16 protein-coding genes are annotated in these 15,609 nt (G+C 69.9%); 10 read left to right on the top strand and 6 right to left on the bottom strand.

Going from position 1 to position 15,609, the window contains the following annotated elements; genetic code table 11:
* Positions 1-48: 48 nt before the first annotated feature.
* Positions 49-516, bottom strand: a complete 468-nt coding sequence (locus V5F61_RS18135; protein WP_393990272.1) for a hypothetical protein — start codon at positions 514-516, stop codon at positions 49-51.
* Positions 517-620: 104 nt separating this feature from the next.
* Positions 621-1,178 carry a hypothetical protein gene (locus tag V5F61_RS18130; protein WP_393990273.1) on the bottom strand — a complete coding sequence of 186 codons (558 nt, stop codon included), beginning with the start codon at positions 1,176-1,178 and terminating at the stop codon, positions 621-623.
* Positions 1,179-1,494: 316 nt separating this feature from the next.
* Here V5F61_RS18130 and V5F61_RS18125 point away from each other — a divergent pair, with 316 nt between their 5' ends.
* From V5F61_RS18125 to V5F61_RS18105, 5 genes are all read left to right on the top strand, one after another.
* Positions 1,495-2,214 (top strand): TlyA family RNA methyltransferase, encoded by a 720-nt coding sequence (locus tag V5F61_RS18125; protein ID WP_393990274.1) that lies wholly within the window; start codon positions 1,495-1,497, stop codon positions 2,212-2,214.
* Between the two features lie 8 nt (positions 2,215-2,222).
* Complete coding sequence (locus tag V5F61_RS18120; protein WP_393990286.1) at positions 2,223-3,443, top strand: class I SAM-dependent RNA methyltransferase; 1,221 nt, start codon at positions 2,223-2,225, stop codon at positions 3,441-3,443.
* Between the two features lie 148 nt (positions 3,444-3,591).
* Positions 3,592-4,500 (top strand): sulfate adenylyltransferase subunit CysD, encoded by a 909-nt coding sequence (gene cysD / locus V5F61_RS18115; protein WP_393990275.1) that lies wholly within the window; start codon positions 3,592-3,594, stop codon positions 4,498-4,500.
* On the top strand, positions 4,500-6,395 hold the full coding sequence (gene cysN / locus V5F61_RS18110) for a sulfate adenylyltransferase subunit CysN (RefSeq protein WP_393990276.1): 1,896 nt from the start codon (positions 4,500-4,502) through the stop codon (positions 6,393-6,395). Before cysD ends, cysN begins: the two co-directional genes overlap by 1 nt.
* Positions 6,396-6,806: 411 nt before the next feature.
* Complete coding sequence (locus V5F61_RS18105; protein ID WP_393990287.1) at positions 6,807-7,352, top strand: YcgN family cysteine cluster protein; 546 nt, start codon at positions 6,807-6,809, stop codon at positions 7,350-7,352.
* Here V5F61_RS18105 and V5F61_RS18100 read toward each other — a convergent pair.
* Positions 7,310-7,879: a TMEM175 family protein gene (locus V5F61_RS18100; protein ID WP_393990277.1), complete on the bottom strand. Its 570-nt coding sequence runs from the start codon at positions 7,877-7,879 to the stop codon at positions 7,310-7,312. The two genes, V5F61_RS18105 and V5F61_RS18100, sit on opposite strands and share 43 nt — an antisense overlap.
* Positions 7,880-8,309: 430 nt before the next feature.
* Between V5F61_RS18100 and V5F61_RS18095 the strand changes: the two genes are divergently transcribed.
* Entirely contained in the window at positions 8,310-8,531 is a 222-nt protein-coding gene (locus V5F61_RS18095; protein ID WP_393990278.1) for a ubiquitin family protein, read from the top strand.
* Positions 8,532-8,767: 236 nt separating this feature from the next.
* Here the strand turns inward: V5F61_RS18095 and V5F61_RS18090 are convergent, their stop codons facing one another.
* On the bottom strand, positions 8,768-10,018 hold the full coding sequence (locus V5F61_RS18090) for an Hsp70 family protein (RefSeq protein WP_393990279.1): 1,251 nt from the start codon (positions 10,016-10,018) through the stop codon (positions 8,768-8,770).
* A gap of 177 nt (positions 10,019-10,195) precedes the next feature.
* Between V5F61_RS18090 and V5F61_RS18085 the strand changes: the two genes are divergently transcribed.
* From V5F61_RS18085 to V5F61_RS18075, 3 genes are all read left to right on the top strand, one after another.
* Positions 10,196-11,176 (top strand): GGDEF domain-containing protein, encoded by a 981-nt coding sequence (locus V5F61_RS18085; protein WP_393990280.1) that lies wholly within the window; start codon positions 10,196-10,198, stop codon positions 11,174-11,176.
* A gap of 141 nt (positions 11,177-11,317) precedes the next feature.
* Positions 11,318-11,878 (top strand): hypothetical protein, encoded by a 561-nt coding sequence (locus tag V5F61_RS18080; protein WP_393990281.1) that lies wholly within the window; start codon positions 11,318-11,320, stop codon positions 11,876-11,878.
* Positions 11,838-13,136, top strand: a complete 1,299-nt coding sequence (locus V5F61_RS18075; RefSeq protein WP_393990282.1) for a DNA-packaging protein — start codon at positions 11,838-11,840, stop codon at positions 13,134-13,136. The genes V5F61_RS18080 and V5F61_RS18075 overlap by 41 nt, the downstream gene beginning before the upstream one ends.
* Before the next feature lie 251 nt (positions 13,137-13,387).
* On the opposite strand, the gene V5F61_RS18070 is transcribed toward V5F61_RS18075, so the two are convergent.
* The gene (locus V5F61_RS18070) at positions 13,388-13,651 is read right to left on the bottom strand and encodes a hypothetical protein (RefSeq protein WP_393990283.1); all 264 of its coding nucleotides are present in this window, start codon (positions 13,649-13,651) and stop codon (positions 13,388-13,390) included.
* A 111-nt stretch (positions 13,652-13,762) separates the two neighbouring features.
* Here V5F61_RS18070 and V5F61_RS18065 point away from each other — a divergent pair, with 111 nt between their 5' ends.
* Positions 13,763-14,929 (top strand): phage portal protein, encoded by a 1,167-nt coding sequence (locus V5F61_RS18065; protein WP_393990284.1) that lies wholly within the window; start codon positions 13,763-13,765, stop codon positions 14,927-14,929.
* A 198-nt stretch (positions 14,930-15,127) separates the two neighbouring features.
* On the opposite strand, the gene V5F61_RS18060 is transcribed toward V5F61_RS18065, so the two are convergent.
* A partial coding sequence (locus tag V5F61_RS18060) for a hypothetical protein (RefSeq protein ID WP_393990285.1) occupies positions 15,128-15,609 on the bottom strand: 482 nt, incomplete at its 5' end.

Below are 15,609 nucleotides of genomic sequence, written 5' to 3'. Positions count from 1 at the left end.
CACGTGGCGGGGGCGACGTTTCCCTTCGGCCGCCGTTCAGCTCTTCCTTCAGCTCTTGGGTTTGCAGGCGGCCTCGAAGGCGGTGAGGGCCTCGCCGGCGCCGGAGAGGCTGATCTTCTGCTTGGCGCCCTTCACCTCCACGGTGAGGCTGGAGCCGCCCTTCAGCAGCGCCTTCACGTCGGCGATCCTGGCCGGGGCCTCCACGTCCACGCTGGTGCTCTCGTCACTGCCCACGGCCTTGCCGGAGAGGGTCTTCTTCACGCTGCCGGCGGAGAGGATGAGGCGGGCCGCGGCTTCCCGTTCCAGTCCCTTGGAGCCGATCTGGCTCTGGGCGGTGATGGTATCCGCGCCCGGCTTGCAGACGAAGAACAGCAGCACCTCCTCGGACTCGGGCACGCCGAAAACGAGGGCGGCGCTCTCATCGCTCTGCTGAACGTGCCACGTCATCTTCTGCTGCGCGGCGGCCGGAAGCGTGAGCGCGACGAGGGCGGAAAGGGCGAGGAGCGGACGGCGCATGGTCGTATTCCCGTTGAACCGGGCGCGATCATAGTGGTTGCAACGACAAGGTGAAGGGGCCGTGCGCGCGAAAGCTGGGGCTTGCGCTGCGGCCACTCAGCCCGCTACCGCCCGGTCTGGCAGGACTTGCGAAAATCGGCCAACTTGGCCTTCGCGCCGGCGAGCGGGAAGCTCTCGGTGGCGCCCGGCGCCCGCACGACGAGGGTCTCGCCACCGGAAAAGAGATCGAGCACGCGCCCGTCGAGGCTCACCGCTGCCTCCGCCACCACCGCACCGTCGGTGGCGCCGCGGAAGGTGGAGGCCGCCAGCTCCAGCCGCCGCTTGCCTGCGGAGAGGGACAGCGCCACCCCCTCGCCGGAGCGGATCTTGGGAGAGCTGATCTCCACCGTGAACTGGATGAGCCCGGCGCCCGCCTGGCAGGCGATGGCGAGCACCGGGTCCGCTGCCCCCGGCGGGCCGAATCTCAGCACGGTGGTGTCGCCGGCGCGGGCGAGCGCCCAGGCGCGGTTGTCCTTGGGCGGCTCCGCGTGCTTCGCGCCCTTGGCCTTGCCCGGGTCCGCCGCGTGCGCCGCGGCGCCGGCGCCGAGCACCAGGGCGGCGGCGAGAAGGAGGGGCAGGGCGGCGAAGGCGCGTGCGCTGTCAGGCTGGGTGTCGTGCTGCATGTGTCCGGATTCCGTCGCACGCCGAGAAAGGCCGGCGGCGGCTCCGCACCGCGCCGGGTGGCATCCGATCGCAGATTTGCTTCCCCCGCGCCGTTGGCATATCACGACGCCCGTTCGTCCGCGACCGCCCAAGCTATGGCTTTGCGTCGCGGGCCGGCAGCAAGGCTCCGCCAAAGGCCTTTAATTACCGTGAAGCCGGTTCAAGGCATTTTCGAGCGCGGTGGTTTCCGGTTCGCGCGAAGAAAATGGCTAATCTCAACCACCTGGAGCGATTGCCGCGCGCGGTGGACACTCCAGCCGGAGCAGGGCGCCGGGCATGCGCATCGATCGACTTCTGGTGGAGCGCGGGCTGTTCGAGAGCCGCGCGCGGGCCCAGGCGGCGGTGGCCGCGGGGCTGGTGCGGGTGGAGGGGGTGGTCGTGCCCAAGCCGTCCGCGGAAGTGGCGGAGGATGCCCGCATCGAGGCCGCCGACGTGCACGATTACGTCTCTCGCGGCGGGCTCAAGCTGGAGGCGGGCCTCCAGGCCTTCGGCATCGATCCGGCGGCGCTGACGGCGATGGATGTGGGAGCTTCCACCGGAGGCTTCACCGATGTGCTCCTGCGCCACCGCGTGGCCCATGTCTATGCGGTGGATGTGGGGCGGGGCCAGTTCCACGAGAGCCTGCGCGGCCACCCCCAGATCACCCTGCTGGAGGAAACGGACATCCGCGCCCTCGATCGCGCCGCGGTGCCGGACCCGGTGGATGTGGTGGTGGTGGATGTGAGCTTCATCTCGCTCAGGCAGGTGCTGCCTTCGGCCCTGGCCTTCGCAGCGCCCCGCGCGCGCCTCGTGGCGCTGGTGAAGCCGCAGTTCGAGGCCGGGCGCGAGGCGGTGAAGAAGGGCATCGTGCGCGATGCCGCCGTGCGGCAGGAGGTGTGCACGGCGGCGGAGGACCTGGTGACGAGCCTCGGCTGGCGGGTGCTGGGCATCGTGCCCTCGCCCATCACCGGCGGCGACGGCAATGTGGAATATCTTCTGGGAGCGGAGCGCGCGTGACGGTGGCGATGGTGGACGTGACGGTGCGCCGCATGGGCGCCCAGGGCGACGGCGTCGCCGAGGGGCCGTCGGGCCCGGTGTTCGTGCCTTTTGCGCTGCCCGGCGAGCGGGTGCGCGGCACGCTCGAGGGCGAGCGCATCACCCTTGCCGAGATCCTGGAGCCGAGCCCTGAGCGGGTGGCGCCGGGCTGCGCCCATTTCGGCCGCTGCGGCGGCTGCCTGCTCCAGAACTGGCGGCCCGAGCCCTATCTCGCCTGGAAGCGCGCCCTGGTGGCCGAGGCGCTTGCGCGCGAGGGGCTGGAGACCGAGGTGGCGCCGGTGGTGGACGCCCACGGGGCCGGCCGCCGGCGCGTCATTTTCCATGCGCGCCAATATGGCGCGCGTACGGTGGTGGGCTTCGCGGAGCGCAAGTCCCACGCCATGGTGGCGCTCGATGGCTGCCCGGTGCTGGCGCCGGGCCTCGCCCAGGCGCTGCCGGCCTCGCGCGCGGTGGCCGAGGCGCTGGCGCCGCTGAAGAAGCCGCTCGACCTGCAGGTGATCGCCACCGACACCGGGCTGGACATGGATGTGCGCGGCTCCGGCCCGCTGCCGCCGGCGCTGCTGATGGACCTTGCCGCCCTGGCGGAGCGCTTCGGCCTCGCGCGGCTCACCCGCCACGGCGAGCTGGTGCTCCAGCGCACCGCCCCCGCGCTCGTGATGGGCGCGGCGCGGGTGGAACTGCCGCCCGCCGCCTTCCTCCAGGCCACCGCCGAGGGAGAGGCGGTGCTCTCCGGCGCCGTGCTGGCGGCCACGCAGGGGGCAAAGCGCGTGGCGGACCTGTTCGCCGGGGTGGGCACGTTCGCGCTGCGCCTCGCGGCCGGGGCGCGGGTGTTCGCGGCCGAGAGCAGCGCACCGGCCCTCGCCGCGCTCATGAAGGCGGCCCACACGCCGGGGCTGAAGGCGGTGGGCGGCGAGGCGCGGGACCTGTTCCGCCGCCCGCTGTTGCCGCAGGAGCTTTCCGCCTTCGACGCGGTGGTGATGGACCCGCCGCGCCAGGGGGCAGAGGCGCAGGCGCGCGAGCTTGCGGCCGCCAAGGTGGGCCGGCTCGTTTACGTCTCCTGCAACGCCGCCACCTTCGCGCGTGACGCGCGCATCCTGGCGGAGGGGGGCTGGCGGCTTGGGGGCGTGACGCCCGTGGACCAGTTCCGCTACTCGCCCCATGTGGAGCTGGTGGCGACCTTCGACCGGTGATGCAGTAAATGCGAAAATGAGATGTGAATTATTTCACATATCATTATTGTATGGATTATATTTCTAAGAACGACTAAACCCGGTGAAATGAGCGCCGCGGACGAAAGGGCAGGGGCCCGCGGCGGGGCATGAAGGAGCAGCCGGGTCGATGTCGTCTGAACGCATGACGCATTTGAAGCGTCTGGAGGCCGAATCCATCTTCATCATGCGGGAGGTGGCGTCCGAGTTCCGCAACCCGGTGATGCTCTATTCCATCGGCAAGGATTCCGCGGTGATGCTGCATCTCGCGGTGAAGGCCTTCTACCCCTCGAAGCCGCCTTTCCCGCTGATGCACATCGACACCACCTGGAAGTTCCGGGAGATGATCGCCTTCCGCGACCGCATGGCGCGGGAGCTGGGCTTCGAGCTGATCACCTACACCAATCCCGAGGGGCTGGCCCAGGGCATCAACCCCTTCGACCACGGCTCCAGCCTCTACACCCACGTGATGAAGACCGAGGCGCTGAAGCAGGCGCTGACCCTGCACGGCTTCGATGCGGCCTTCGGCGGCGCCCGCCGCGACGAGGAGAAGAGCCGCGCCAAGGAGCGCGTGTTCTCCTTCCGCACCGCCAACCACGGCTGGGATCCCAAGACCCAGCGCCCGGAGCTTTGGAACCTCTACAACACGCGGGTGAAGGGGGGCGAGAGCATCCGCGTGTTCCCGCTCTCCAACTGGACCGAGCTGGACATCTGGCAATACATCCTCGCCGAGCGCATCCCCATCGTGCCGCTCTATTTCGCGGCGGACCGGCCGGTGGTGGAGCGGGGCGGCCAGCTCATCATGGTGGATGACGACCGCCTGCCGCTCGCTCCCGGCGAGGTGCCGCAGGTGAAGCGCATCCGCTTCCGCACCCTGGGCTGCTACCCGCTCACCGCCGCCGTGGAGAGCGACGCCGACACGCTGGAGGCCATCGTCGCCGAGATGCTCACCGCCCGCACCTCCGAGCGCGCCGGCCGGCTCATCGACCATGACGAAGCCGCCTCCATGGAGAAGAAGAAGCGGGAGGGCTATTTCTGATGTCCGTTCAGCCCGAAATTTCCAGCTTCACCGATTATCTCGCCGCCCAGGAGAGCAAGAGCCTGCTGCGCTTCCTCACCTGCGGCAGCGTGGACGACGGCAAGAGCACCCTCATCGGCCGCCTGCTCTACGACACCAAGCTGCTGTTCGAGGACCAGCTCGCCTCCCTCTCCGCCGACAGCCGCAAGCACGGCACCGCCGGCGCCGACCTCGATTTCGCCCTTCTGGTGGACGGGCTCGCCGCCGAGCGCGAGCAGGGCATCACCATCGACGTGGCCTATCGCTTCTTCGCCACCGACAAGCGCAAGTTCATCGTCGCCGACACGCCCGGCCACGAGCAGTACACGCGCAACATGGCGACGGGCGCCTCCAACTCCGATCTCGCGGTGATCCTGGTGGACGCCCGCCAGGGCATCCTCACCCAGACCCGGCGCCATTCCTACATCGTCAAGCTGCTCGGCCTGAAGCACGTGGTGCTGGCGGTGAACAAGATCGACCTGGTGGACTTCTCCCAGGCGCGGTTCGACGAGATCGTGCGGACCTATTCCGATTTCGCGGCCGACTTCGGCTTCGAGACCCTGGTGCCGATTCCGCTCTCCGCCCGCTTCGGCGACAATGTCATCGAGAAGAGCGCCCACACCCCCTGGTACACCGGCCCGACCCTGCTGGAGCACCTGGAGCATGTGGAGGTGGCGAGCAATGCCCTCGCCCGTCCGTTCCGCATGCCCGTGCAGTGGGTGAACCGGCCGAACCTGGATTTCCGCGGCTTCTCCGGCACCATCGCCTCGGGCCTCGTGCGGCCGGGCGATGCGGTGGTGGTGGCCGGTTCCGGCGCCACCAGCCGCATCCGCGCCATCGTCACCAAGGACGGGGAGCTGGAGGAGGCGGGCGCCGGCGAGGCCGTCACCCTCACCCTGACCGACGAGGTGGACGTCTCCCGCGGGGATGTGCTGGCCGCCGCCGCCGACCGGCCGGAGGTGTCGGACCAGTTCGCCGCCCACCTCATCTGGATGAACGAGGAGCCGCTGCTGCCAGGCCGGCCCTATCTCATCAAGATGGGCACCCGCACGGTGGGGGCGCAGGTCACCGACATCAAGCACAAGCTGGACGTGAACACCTTCCAGCGCCTCGCGGCCAAGACGCTTCAGCTCAATGAGGTGGCGGTGGTGAATTTCGCCACCCATGAGGCGATCGCCTTCGATCCCTTCGCGGAGGTGCCGGAGACCGGCGCCTTCATCGTCATCGACCGCATGAGCAACCTCACGGTCGGCGCCGGCATGGTGGATTTCGGCCTCCGGCGCGCCACCAACGTACACTGGCAGCAGCTCAACGTCTCCAAGGAGAGCCGGGCGGCCATGAAGGGCCAGCGGCCGGTGGTGCTGTGGTTCACCGGGCTTTCCGGCGCCGGCAAGTCCACGGTGGCGAACCTCGTGGAAAAGAAGCTCAACGCGGAAGGCCGCCACACCTACATGCTCGACGGCGACAACGTGCGCCACGGCCTCAACAAGGATCTCGGCTTCACCGAGGCCGACCGGGTGGAGAACATCCGCCGCGTGGCGGAGGTGGCCCGGCTGTTCGTGGATGCGGGGCTCGTGACGCTCGTGTCCTTCATCTCCCCCTTCCGCGCCGAGCGGCGCATGGCGCGCGAGCTGATGGGCGAGGGTGAGTTCATCGAGATCTTTGTGGATACCCCGCTCGAAGTGGCGGAAAGTCGCGACGTGAAGGGCCTCTACAAGCGCGCGCGGGCCGGGCAGATCAAGAACTTCACCGGCATCGACAGCCCCTATGAGCCGCCCGAGGCGCCGGAGATCCGCCTTGAGGCCGGTGTTTCCGCGCCGGAGCAGATGGCGGACCAGATCGTGGCTCACCTGCGGGAGCAGGGCTACCTGGGCTGAGGACGCGCCGGGGCGTACGCTCGCGAGGAGTTCCTCGCGGCGGGCGCGGGCGCGCAGTGCCGCACGACGCGGCCCTCTCGTCTTCGCCCCGAGCGGCGTGCGTGGGAGGCGATGCGCCGCCGGCGCGCCCATCGCCTGCCGGCCTCGCGCCGTGCTAAGGCAGTTCCGGCGCAGATGCGCAGCGCTGCTGTGCCTGCCGTCGCGAACGACGAGGAGTTGGGGCGCAGCGGCGCGGTGCGCCGGGTGCGCCTCAGAGGAAAGGTCATGAGCCCGCCCGCCAAGCCCAGGAACGCCGCCACGCCGTCCGCTGCCCATCTCGCCCCCGTCGCGACGGATCCGGCGTCCACACCGGCCGTCGAGGACGCGGCACAGGCGCAGGGTACGCCAGAAGCCGCCGTGCCCGCTGCCCCGATCCCGTCCCTTGACGCCCCCGCTTCGACGGCGGAGCCCTTCTGGCGCACCACGCCGCTCGCCGCCATGAGCGCCGCGCAGTGGGAAAGCCTGTGCGACGGCTGCGGGCGCTGCTGCCTCGTCAAGCTGGAGGACGAGGACACGGGGCAGATCGCCTATACGGACGTCGCCTGCCGCCTGTTCGATTCCGAAAGCTGCCGCTGCTCCGATTATGCGCACCGCTCCGAGCAGGTGAGCGACTGCGTGCGCCTCACGCCGGAGGCGGTGGCCACCCTCTCCTGGCTGCCGCCCACCTGCGCCTACCGCCTGCTGCAGGAGGGCAAGGATCTGCCCTTCTGGCATCCGCTGGTCTCGGGCGACCCGGCGAGCGTACGCGCGGCCGGCATTTCCGTGGCGGGTCGGGTCGCCGGGCTGGAAGATGCCTTCGGCGTGTTCGAGCTGGTGGAGCACCTCGTGGACTGGCCGGTGCGTTGGCCCAGGGGCGCGAAGGGCGCCCGCCGCCGTCAGCGGAACGGCGGCACGCGGGACAGCGCATTGAGCAAATAGGCATACATGGCATAGTGCGGCGCCCACAGGCTCACCAGCACGGACGCCAGCGCCGAGCCGATGAACAGCACCATGCGCCGCTCCCCCACGCGAGTGCGGGCGCGCATCTCCTGGGGCACCTCGAGCCGGTGCAGGGGCAGGGAGAGCAGGCCGAGGGCGGCCATGTTGCCGGCATAGACCCAAACAGCCGGCGGAAAATGCCCGTAGCGTCCCACCACGGCCGAGGAGAACGGCACCATGGTGACGAACAGCAGGTAGCAGAGCCAGATCTGCAGCGTGCCACGCGCCACCCCTTCGGTGTCGTGGCGCATGGCGATCACGTTGCGCCAGAGGGCGGCCAGCACGAAGAAGGAGATGACATAGGCCACCGCCTGCGGCGCCAGCGCCACGAGCCGGTGGGACAGGTCCGCGGCGTTTGCCACCTCCAGCCCGTCGGGAATGCGGATGTCCACCACCAGCAATGTCATGGCGAAGGCGAAGATGCCGTCGGTGAGGGCATCGACGCGGGCTTTGGGAAACGGGCGCATGTCTGGCCTTCGCGTGTGGGAGTGCGCCGATGCTAGAGCGTTTTCGCGCGTCGTGTGAACCGCCCCGCGCGGGGAAGCGTGGCGGCCCGATACGCTGGAGCGTTATTCAGCGAGGGGCGCGCCCCCGGCCGGGGAGGCTGGGGCCTGATTTCCGAATCCCGGTCCGTCAGTGGCGGGCGGGCTTGGCCGGCGGCGCGGTGCGCATCTTTCAGGCATGACCTGCATCGCACCAGGAGCCGGGCTGAAAAAGGCGTCTCGGCGCCGCCTGTGGGCATCCGAATGCGCTGTTTTTGATCGTGATCAAGGTTTGGTCATCGCCCCTGGCCCTACCTTGTGTGCGAGGGGTTTGCCGCGGGCCGCGAGGCGGCGGGGCCTCTTTGAAACCTCCTTCGCCTTTTTGGCGATCCTCGCATTGATCCCGGAGCATTCCATGTCCGACGTTGCCCAGACCGCCGAAGAAGTCCTCATCCACGTGCGCTTCCAGCCCAACGCTGAGGTGTGGACCATCGACAACTGCCCCGAGGGCATGAGCCCGAAGGCTTGGTACGAGCGTCTGCTCGCCGGCGCCGCCTCTTCTTATCAGGCCCTGGCCAACGGCCGCGGCTTCTTCCGCATTCCCGCCGCCACCTTCGCCGGCATCGCCGCGAAGTGATCCGGCGCCGGCCGTTTGGCCGGCAGGCGCATGAAAGGGCACCCCGGCGCGGCGCGGCGGGGTGCCCTTCGCTTTTCGGGGTAGGGGATCTGCGCGGGGCGCGCGGGACTCTCATGCCGGAGGCCCAGCCTCTTGACCGGTGCCGCTTGAGCTTCGCTCACCCGCCATGCGGGTTTTCAGTTTCGCTCACGCGCCGCGCGGGCCTGGTGCCCGGCCCGCGCTGCACGCTCCCGGCATCAGCCGCCGAAGCGGCGTCCCGCAGCGATGGTGAGGCCGATGCCCACCGAGCCGAAGGTGTCGCCCTCCACCACCTTGGCCGTGGGCAGGGCGGCGGTAATGGCCGCGCGCACATGGGCGAGGCGGGTGGAGCCGCCGGTGAGGAACAAGGCGTCGATCCGCTCAGGCCCCACGCCCGCCCGCGCCAGCACGGTTTCGATGCGGCGGGCGATGCGGGTGGCGAGGTCGTCCGTGGTCTCCCTCAGCTCCTGGCCGGTGATGCCGAGGGTGAGCCCGGCCTCGATCCAATCCAAGGGGATATGCGCGCGCGGGGCGCCCGCGAGGTCGATCTTCGCCGCCTCCACCGCGCCCGCCAGCGCGTGCCCGCGCCGTTCCTCGATCACCTGCTCCAGGCGCTCCAGGCGCTCCGGCGCCATGGCGTCGCGCTTCACCTCGCGGATCTCCCGCGCCACCTTGGGCTCGTAGACGCGGTTGATCGAATGCCAGCTCGCGAGGTCGTGGTAATAGGCCGAGGGCACGTCGATGGCCTTGGAGCGCATGGGGCTGCCGTAGCCCAGCAGCGGCATGAGGGTGGACAGGCTCAGCACGCGGTCGAAGTCCGTGCCGCCGATGCGCACGCCGTCATTGGCCAGGATGTCGCCGGCGCGGTCCGCGCGGGTCCGCCGCTCGGGGCTGATGCGGACGATGGAGAAGTCCGAGGTGCCGCCGCCGATGTCGGCGATGAGCGCCAGCTCCTCGTGGGTGATCTGCTGCTCGTAGTCCAGGGCGGCGGCGATGGGCTCGTACTGGAACACCACCTCGCGGAAGCCGATCTCAGCGGCGATGGCGCGCAGCGTCTCCTCGGCCTTGCGGTCGCCCTCCGGGTCGCCGTCCACGAAATGGACGGGGCGGCCGTGCACCACCGCCTCCAGCGGGGCGCCGGCGGCGGCTTCCGCCCGGCGCTTCACCTCCGCAAGGAAGCGTGCGATGACCACCCGGAACGGCGCGCGCTCGCGGCCGATGCGGGTCGCTTCCTCGATGAGGGCGCTGCCCAGCACGGACTTCAGCCCGCGCATGAGGCGCCCCTCCACCCCCTCCACATAGGCGTCGATGGCGGCGCGGCCGATGCGGTAGGTGCCGTCGGTACCGAAGAACACCGCGCTGGGCACCGTCACATTCCTGTCTTCGAGTGCGCATAGGCGCGGCAGTCCCTCCGCGAGGATGCCGAGGGTGGTGTTGGATGTGCCGAAATCGAGGCCGCAGGCGCGCATGTCAGTCTCCGGGAGTGGGCGTTCCACCAGAGTTGCGAGGCCATTTCAAGGTGCGCCTTGGCTGGCAGCCATGCGCTTTTTGCGGGCGGGTAAAATGTGCCATGCGAAAGGCGCAGTTGGCGGGTTCCTGCAACCGTCTCCCGTCCGCTACGTTTCTCGGCTATCTTCGGTACTATCATGATTGATCCGGCGGCCCATCTGCTTCGACTTCAGGAAGAGAACCCGGCGCTCCTCGCCGCCTTCGACGCGAGCGGGCGCCTGCGGCACGCCAATGCGGCCTACCGCGCCGCCTACGGCCTCGCCGGGGATGGCGCGCTTGCCGAAGGCGCGCCGGAGGAGGCGCCCGCCTGGGCGGACCTCATGCGCGCCAGCGCCGCCCTCAATGCCGGCACTGTGATCGAGGGGGAGGGCGTGGCCGCCTGGGTGGATGCCGTGGTCGCGGGTCGCGAGGCGCGCCCGCGCACGCTGGAGGCCCGGCTGGCGGACGGGCGCTGGCTGCTGCTGAACGAGAACGTTTCCGCCGATGGCTGGAGCTTCTGCGTGGGCTGCGACATCACCCGCCTGCGCGCCGACGTGCGCGCCGTGCGGCGCGATCGCGACGAGGCCCTGCGCGCCGCCCACACCGACGACCTCACGGGAGTCGCCAACCGCCGCTTCGTCATCGCCCGCATCGAGGAGATGCTGACCCATTCCGCCCCGGCCGAAGGCCCGCACGCGCCGGGCACGTTGTGCGTGCTCGACCTCGACAACTTCAAGTACATCAACGACCGCTACGGCCATCAGGTGGGAGACGCCATCCTGCGCGATTTCGCCGGCTGCATCAGCGGGCAGGTGCGGCGCACCGACTGCTTCGGCCGAATCGGCGGAGAGGAATTCGTGCTCGTGCTGCCGGATACCGCCCGCGACGAAGCGGTGGGTATCGTGGAGCGCATGCTGGGGCTGGTGCGCGCCTCCCGCCCGCTCAAGGAGTTGCCGGACTTCTCCTATACCTTCTCCTGCGGGGTGGCGGGCGTGCGGGCGGGAGACGATTTCGCTTCCATCTACCGCCGCGCCGACAAGGCGCTCTACGCCGCCAAGATGGCGGGCCGCAACCAGGTGCTGCTCGAGGAAGACGATGCCCCGGGGGGCGACGAGGCGAAGGGCGTTCTGGGTATTTGATCCTATTTTTCGAGACGCAGGATTTTAATCCTTGACAGCGGTGCGCTGTCGGGGTAACGTTTTGCCATGTTCAAGAGTTGCGCCCGCTCGCCGCCGGCGCCTCTCTGTCTCCGGCTTCGGCCCCCAGCTTCGGACATCCCCATGGCATCACCACCGCCGCGTCGGCAGACGCCCGCGACGGCGGGGCTCGCGCGCCGGCTTTACGCCGCGGGCGTGCCCATCGCCGAGATCTGCGCGCGCACCGGCCTTTCCACAGGGGCCGCCTATCACTGGATCGACCGCGAGGTGGCGGCGGATGGCAGCATCGCCGTGAGGCCTATCGGTCGGCGCGCAGAGAAGACCTTCGCGATCCGGCCTGCGGAGACGCCCCGCGCCCGCCTGCTCGCCCGGCTGTGGCGGGCGGCGGAGCGGCAGGTGGCGGAGATCGAGGCCCGCATTCCCCGCCCCGAGGGGGCCGACGCGGGCCCGCCCCGTCCCGCCGCCGATGCCGAGAAGGACGCCCGCGCCCTCGCCCTGCTCGCCCGCACCCTGCGCGAGCTCGCCGCCGCCGAGGGCGAGGCGGACAAGCCAGGGAAGGATGCCGATGACCCAGCCCGCGACCTCGACGCCTTCCGTCGCGAGCTTGCGCGCCGCCTTGAGGGACTGCGCGCGGACGAGCCCGATGCTGGCGCGCCGCTTCCTCCTGAGCCTCTCGGAGACTGAGCTGCGCGCCTTCCTCGCCGATTGGGCCTTCTGGGCGCGGGCGGACCAGCTTCCCCCCGCTTCGGCCCAGGGTGGGGGCCCCTGGAGCACCTGGCTGGTGCTGGGCGGGCGTGGCGCCGGCAAGACCCGCGCGGGCGCCGAATGGGTGCGCGGCCTGGCCCTCGGGCGCCTGCCCTTCGCCACCCGCCCCGCCGGGCGCATTGCACTGGTGGCGGAAAGCATGGCCGACATGCGGGAGGTGATGGTGGAGGGGGTTTCGGGCCTCCTCTCCGTCCACGCGCCCGCCGAACGCCCGCGCTGGGAGCCCTCCCGGCGCCGGCTGGAATGGCCCAACGGCGCGGTGGCGCTCGGCTTCTCCGCCGATGACCCGGAAAGTCTGCGCGGCCCGCAGTTCGACGCCGCCTGGTGCGACGAGCTGGCCAAGTGGCGGCGGGCCGAGGCGGCGTTCGACATGCTGCAGTTCGGCCTGCGCCTGGGGGAGAGGCCGCGCCAGATGGTGACCACCACCCCGCGCCCCACCCGGCTGCTGCGCCGCCTGCTGGACGACCCGGCCACGGCGGTGACGCGCGCGCGCACGGCTGACAACGCCTTCCACCTCGCCCCGGGCTTCGTCGCCCGCGTGGTGGCGCGCTACGGCGGCACGCGGCTGGGCCGGCAGGAGCTGGACGGCGAGATTATCGAGGACCGGCCGGATGCCCTCTGGAGCCGCCCGGCTCTGGAGGCCGCGCGCGTTGCCGTCGCCCCGCCGCTCGCGCGGATCGCGGTGGCGGTGGACCCGCCGGCCTCCTCCCGCGCGGGGGCGGATGCGTGCGGCATCGTCTGCGCCGGCATCGATGCCGGCGGCACCGTGCATGTGCTGGCGGATGAGAGCGCCTCCGGCCTGCGCCCGGCCCAATGGGCGGCGCGGGCGGTGGCGCTGTTCCACCGCTTCGCGGCCGACGTGGTGGTGGCGGAGGTGAACCAGGGCGGCGAGATGGTGCGCGCCGTCCTCGCCGAGGTGGATGCCGGCGTGCCGGTGGAGGCGGTGCGCGCCACGCGGGGAAAATACCTGCGCGCGCAGCCGGTGGCCGCGCTCTACGAGCAGGGCCGGGTGCGCCATGCCGGCGCCTTCCCGGCGCTGGAGGACGAGCTTTGCGATTTCGGCCCGGACGGGCTCTCCTCCGGCCGCTCGCCGGATCGGCTGGATGCGCTGGTGTGGGCGGTCACCGCCCTGGCCCTCGGCCCTCGCATGGCACCGCCGCGCGTGCGCGGGCTGTGAGAGAGCCGGGCCCGCTCGCGCTTTGGGGAGCAGGCGGCAGCAGCGCCCGTCCGCCGGGCGCGCTGGCTTGCCGGTCCTGCGCGCCGACGCCCGCTCAGAGCCTGATTGGGAAATCGGCGGCTGAGTGCAGCCGGGGGGTGCTCCGACACGAGAAAACGCAGGCGCGATGCCGGGCATCGGGCCGCGTTTTTGACGCACCGGACACCGAGGCGGCCCGCCGGGCCGAGCCGTCCGATTTTACGAACTGGCCTTCAGCGCCCCGGCGCCATGGGCTGTGCCGGTACGGGAATGCAGGTCGCGCGGATGCGCTGGCCCTCGGCCTGCCGCGGCCAGGCGCGCGTGGGCCGGCGGCTCGCGCGCCAGCAGGCCTGCTCGGTGTCATAATAGCCGATGAGCTGCTGGTTCTCGATGGTCGCGAGGTAGCTCGATCCCACCTGCACCGGCCAGTCCGGCCCCGGCGTGTACTGATCGATCCGTGTGGTGGTCGAGATGATGAGTACCAGCGCGTACAGCATGCGCCCTCCCGATGCTGCCTGAGCCTGATCTTACGCTCTTTTCCTTACGTCCTGAACCTTGCCGGGGCCTGCCGTGCGCGGCGCCCGGCGCGCCTTGCCGTGGAGCCCTTCATGCTCGCTTCGCTTCTCGCCCCGTTTCGCCCCTGGCCCGCCCCGCCGGAGGCCAAGGCCAGCCGCACGGCGGCGCTGGTGGCGCTGTTTTCCGGCGGCCGGGCGCGCTGGAGCCCGCGCGACTATACCTCGCTCGCCCGCGAGGGCTTCTCGCGCAATGCCATCGCCTACCGCGCCGTGCGGCTCATCGGCGAGACGGCGGCCACCGTGCCCCTGGTGCTGATGGACGGCGGGCGCGAGATCGACACCCACCCCATGCTCGATCTTCTGGCGCGGCCCAACCCGCGCCTCACCGGCTCCTCGCTCATGGAGGCGCTGGCGAGCCACCTGATGGTGGCCGGCAACGTCTATTTGGAAGCGGTGGCGGTGGAAGGCCGCGTGCGCGAGCTGCACGTGCTGCGGCCGGACCGCATGCGCGTGGTGCCGGGGCCGGACGGCTGGGCCGAGGCCTATGACTACACCCTGGCCGGCCGCACCGTGCGCATCTCCCAGGCGAGCGTGACGGAGGTGGGTGAGGTGCCGGCCATCCTGCACCTCACCGCCTTCAACCCGCTCGACGACCATTACGGCTTTCCCCCGCTGGAGGCCGCCGGCCAGGCGCTGGACCTGCACAATGCCGCCAGCGCCTGGAACAAGGCGCTGATCGACAATGCCGCCCGGCCTTCTGGCGCGCTGGTCTACGGCGGCGGCGGGGCGCTGAGCGAGGAGCAGTTCGAGCGGCTGAAGGGAGAGCTGGAGGCCTCCTTCCAGGGCGCGGGCAATGCCGGGCGCCCGCTGCTGCTGGAAGGGGGGCTGGACTGGCGCCCCCTCTCCCTCTCGCCCAAGGACATGGATTTCGAGGCCGCCCGCAACGGCGCGGCGCGGGAGATCGCGCTGGCGGTGGGCGTGCCGCCCATGCTGCTGGGCATTCCCGGCGACAACACCTACGCCAACTACGCCGAGGCCAACCGCGCTTTGTGGCGCCAGAGCGTGGTGCCCCTGGTGCGGCGCATCGCGGAAGGCCTCTCCAACTGGCTCTCCCCCGCCTACGGCACCCCCCTGCGCCTGGTGCCCGACCTCGACCAGGTGGAAGCCCTGGCCCCCGAACGCGCCGACCTCTGGACCCGCATCGGCGCCGCGGACTTCCTCACGAATGAGGAGAAAAGGGCGGCGGTGGGGTATGGGTGAGGTGGGAGAAGTCGTCTTGTCGTGCGATAGCTAACGCTAGACTTCGCGCCCCATATCGGCCTTCCCATCCGCAGGGAATGTCCACGAAAGCGGGTATTGTGGATGCAGCGAGGCAAGGTCCTCATATCCGCATCGCTCGATATCGGAGATAGATCAATCAAGGGATCGGTGGACAGTCCCTCATAGCCATTTTTTCGGTTAAGAATATGAATTTTCATCTGCAATATAATTTACGTCATGAGGCTCCACTGTGGCGGGTTCTTCCAAGAGCACTCTAGTTGCCTTGGTAACAAAGGCGTCAAGGTGAGCTGTGTCGAAGGCGCGATCTGATGCACTTTCGGCGAATTGGCTTTTTAAAAAATCTGGAACCCCGCGTGCGTAGAACCAGTCTGCACTACCCGGTTGAGCAGAAACCAACTCATTATAAATTTTTTGACCAACAGATGGCCAATAATCTCCATTGATCTGCGCCTTCCAATCCCCAATGTCCAGTGCCCTTGCCGTGCTTACCAATTCAAGGCACAGCGCCGCCGCAGGCTCCACAGGGTACATAAATTCCGCAGTGAAGAAAGCTTGTTCAGTCTTGATGGAGCGTCGTTTTAAAAATAAATTGAAATCAGCAGTTCGATCCAAGACGCAGACAAATGTGTTATCGCCATAGGGCGTCGGCTCCGGGCTAG

It is taken from the genome of Xanthobacter sediminis (assembly GCF_043195015.1).
In the GTDB taxonomy this organism is placed as follows: Bacteria; Pseudomonadota; Alphaproteobacteria; order Rhizobiales; family Xanthobacteraceae; genus Xanthobacter.
This window is presented reverse-complemented; position numbering and strand designations above follow the sequence as displayed.

What these genes read in the sequence shown, in the direction of transcription:
- V5F61_RS18135 (WP_393990272.1), bottom strand. Translation starts at nt 516, where the DNA reads ATGCGCCGTCCGCTCCTCGCCCTTTCCGCCCTCGTCGCGCTCACGCTT.
- V5F61_RS18130 (WP_393990273.1), bottom strand. Translation starts at nt 1,178, where the DNA reads ATGCAGCACGACACCCAGCCTGACAGCGCACGCGCCTTCGCCGCCCTG.
- V5F61_RS18125 (WP_393990274.1), top strand. Translation starts at nt 1,495, where the DNA reads ATGCGCATCGATCGACTTCTGGTGGAGCGCGGGCTGTTCGAGAGCCGC.
- V5F61_RS18120 (WP_393990286.1), top strand. Translation starts at nt 2,223, where the DNA reads ATGGTGGACGTGACGGTGCGCCGCATGGGCGCCCAGGGCGACGGCGTC.
- cysD (WP_393990275.1), top strand. Translation starts at nt 3,592, where the DNA reads ATGTCGTCTGAACGCATGACGCATTTGAAGCGTCTGGAGGCCGAATCC.
- cysN (WP_393990276.1), top strand. Translation starts at nt 4,500, where the DNA reads ATGTCCGTTCAGCCCGAAATTTCCAGCTTCACCGATTATCTCGCCGCC.
- V5F61_RS18100 (WP_393990277.1), bottom strand. Translation starts at nt 7,879, where the DNA reads ATGCGCCCGTTTCCCAAAGCCCGCGTCGATGCCCTCACCGACGGCATC.
- V5F61_RS18095 (WP_393990278.1), top strand. Translation starts at nt 8,310, where the DNA reads ATGTCCGACGTTGCCCAGACCGCCGAAGAAGTCCTCATCCACGTGCGC.
- V5F61_RS18090 (WP_393990279.1), bottom strand. Translation starts at nt 10,018, where the DNA reads ATGCGCGCCTGCGGCCTCGATTTCGGCACATCCAACACCACCCTCGGC.
- V5F61_RS18085 (WP_393990280.1), top strand. Translation starts at nt 10,196, where the DNA reads ATGATTGATCCGGCGGCCCATCTGCTTCGACTTCAGGAAGAGAACCCG.
- V5F61_RS18080 (WP_393990281.1), top strand. Translation starts at nt 11,318, where the DNA reads ATGGCATCACCACCGCCGCGTCGGCAGACGCCCGCGACGGCGGGGCTC.
- V5F61_RS18075 (WP_393990282.1), top strand. Translation starts at nt 11,838, where the DNA reads ATGCTGGCGCGCCGCTTCCTCCTGAGCCTCTCGGAGACTGAGCTGCGC.
- V5F61_RS18070 (WP_393990283.1), bottom strand. Translation starts at nt 13,651, where the DNA reads ATGCTGTACGCGCTGGTACTCATCATCTCGACCACCACACGGATCGAT.
- V5F61_RS18065 (WP_393990284.1), top strand. Translation starts at nt 13,763, where the DNA reads ATGCTCGCTTCGCTTCTCGCCCCGTTTCGCCCCTGGCCCGCCCCGCCG.